This is a genomic window from Ruminococcus sp. OM06-36AC (genome assembly GCF_003438725.1).
GTDB classification, from domain to species: Bacteria; Bacillota; Clostridia; order Oscillospirales; family Ruminococcaceae; genus Ruminococcus_C; species Ruminococcus_C callidus.
Genome location: NZ_QSTT01000047.1, coordinates 1,241 through 4,052, shown reverse-complemented (window position 1 = coordinate 4,052; position 2,812 = coordinate 1,241). Strand labels below are relative to the sequence as shown.

Sequence of the window (2,812 nt, the reverse complement as noted above, 5' to 3'; positions counted from 1 at the left end):
TTAAGTAAACCAATTTGCTATTCTGATTTAGAAAGGACAGTAAATCGATTTCGGAAATTAACAAGACGACCAGAAGATGTTTTTACATTTCAAAATAATCATGTCCTGCAGAGGGTTCCTATTGCAAATATTTTGTACTTTGAAAGCACAAATCGAAAAGTCAATATTATAACTACCACAGATATGTTGGAATTCTATGATAAGTTGGATAATGTTGAATCTCAAGTACCAACTCAGTTTTTTAGAATACATAAGTCGTTTTTAGTAAACTATTATCATATCAGAAAATTTGAGTACGACAATGTGATTATGTCAAATCAAAAGCGACTTCCAATTAGCCAATCGAAAAGAAAAGAGATGCGAGACTTACAATTAGAAATCGAAGATATGGAGGAATGAAATGTAAATGAGTACTTTTACCTATCCTATTTTTTATTTACTTGCAGATATATTTGAAATTTTTATCATATACAGGTACATGGATTTGTTTTTTGGATGGAAACAACATACGAAAGTAACGTATTTTGCTTTTGTATACTATTTTCTTTCTACAGGAATTCTTCACTTAATCATAGATGCTCCTATTTTCAATTTAATTTTTGCTATTTCTGCAATTTCATTTGTTACTTGTACTTATCGAACACGATTATGGAAGAAAATTTGTGTTGTATTGTTTTTGTATTGTTATATGGCTGTAGTAGAATTGATAGTCGGCAATATAACTGGTTATGCAAAAACGGATATGATTGGAGAAGGCAGTTATCAAAATGTCGCAGGCTTAATAATCATGAAATTATTATTCTTCTTAGGTACTTTAATATTTTATAACATAAAGAGCATGAAATTAAACTCCAACCTTTCTATTCCAATATGGTCTGCTTCCTGTTTGATTCCAATTATTTCTGTTATCATTGCATTTACATTGTTTTTTAATGAGGAAATTCATACAATCCAACTTACAATCGCTCTCGTATTGCTAGTAATTGCGAATATTCTGATTTTTTATCTTTATGATCTCTTGGCACAGTTTTACATGAAAAGAGTCGATGCGGAGGTGTTGAACAAAGAAAGACAATATTATTTTCATCAGTGTGAACTGATGAATCAAATGCAAGAAAATACAGCTTCTTATCGGCACGATTTGAAAAATCATATGATGGTGCTTGCTGGATTGGCAGAAGAAAGCAAAATCACAGAGATACAAGATTATATTGAAAAAAATATAGCATCATTACCTACTACAAAAGTGTACAGCAAAACAGGAAATATTTATCTGGATAGTATTATTAATTTCAAATTATCAGAAGCAGAACAATTGGGAACAAAACTGCAGTATAGAGTTGAAGCCGCTTCCGATCAAGTGATTGATCCAAGAGATCTCACTATTATACTTGGAAATTTATTAGATAATGCGATTACCGCTGTTACTTCTGTTTCAAATAAGACCATCCATTTTTTATACCGTGAAACAAAAGGAAGAATTATCATTTCTATCTCTAATAGTTATGATGGCACAGTAATCATGAAAAACCAGAAAATCATAAGTCGAAAAAAGGATACCCGTATTCATGGGTACGGATTAAAGAATATTGAAAAAACAGTTGATAAGTATAATGGAACTGTCAAGATACTGCATGATGACAATATGTTTACAGTTAAACTTCTCCTCTATGTATAATAACTTTTTTATAGCGTAAAATAAATTACAGAAAGCAGAGGCATTCAAATATGGATGCCTCTGCTTTTTTGTTTGTAACAAAAGTGTATAAGCATAAAATGGGAAATAAAGGATTATAAAAATCAAGAGAATACGCATAGTTCCATATGATTTCTTTAAATTTCAACATTAACATATATCAAATTCAACAAGATAGGATGCAAAACTCGAATTTTATGGTATTGTATAGTTGGCAGATAGAAAGGGGTGTATACATGAAAAAAATGTTTTTGCGATTTGGGCAGTGTTTTGCTGCATTGGCATTCGTATTTGCTACTGTAACTGCAAATTCTAGCTGCATGATCATTGCTCATCAGCCGGAGGAACCGGAATCCGTAAAAAAACTTCGGAAATTCTAAATGTTTGCTAGAAGTACTAAAAGAATAATACACTGGCTTTGTAGGAAAAAGATTATTAAACAGCAAGACATGGATGTGTATGCGTATGGAATTCAGAACCTTCTGATATTCCTATTCAATCTATTCTCTTTTATGGTAATAGGGGCTATATTTCACACAATCATGTATACTGTTGTATTTATCTTGTTTTATTCTGTTTTGAGAATATATGCTGGCGGATATCATGCAAGTACAGCTATGAGATGTTATTTCATTTCTAATGTCATTGTTTTAATGTTTATAATTTTATTCAAAAATCTGCCAATAAACAATGTTGTTAGCTGTATCAGTGCCTTCTGCTGTTATACATATATTTTTACGTTTGCACCTGTAGATACTCAAAATAAACACCTAGACCAATTAGAAAAGAAATGTTATGGAAAGAGAGCTCGAATTGTTTTGTCTATAGAATTGCTAGTACAGCAGTTCTCGCTTTGGACTGGACGACAAAAGCTTTCAATTACAATTATGTTTTCACTTTGTGCAGTGTGTATCATGATGTTGATTGGACAGGGTAAAAACAGATACAGTCATCGTAAGCCAGTATGAAATTTGAAAAGCTGCAAATCCTGAAAAATTCGATTTTGTAGCTTTTCTCTTTATGTTCAACTTAAGATAGGAGAATGTGCATGAACAAAAAACTGACAAGAACACTTGCCGGAGTCATGTCCCTAATGTTCATGGGACAGATCATGAT

General features: G+C 31.7%; 2 protein-coding genes. Both read left to right on the top strand.

The window, feature by feature from the left end:
• Positions 1–399: LytTR family DNA-binding domain-containing protein (locus tag DXB92_RS12880; protein ID WP_147330076.1), on the top strand; the 399-nt coding region annotated here is incomplete at its 5' end.
• A 7-nt stretch (positions 400–406) separates the two neighbouring features.
• Positions 407–1,678: a sensor histidine kinase gene (locus DXB92_RS12875; protein ID WP_117734189.1), complete on the top strand. Its 1,272-nt coding sequence runs from the start codon at positions 407–409 to the stop codon at positions 1,676–1,678.
• Positions 1,679–2,812 lie beyond the last annotated feature (1,134 nt).

Bases quoted from the DNA above. Each gene is read 5' to 3' on its own strand.
- DXB92_RS12875 (WP_117734189.1), top strand. From the start codon at position 407: ATGAGTACTTTTACCTATCCTATTTTTTATTTACTTGCAGATATATTT.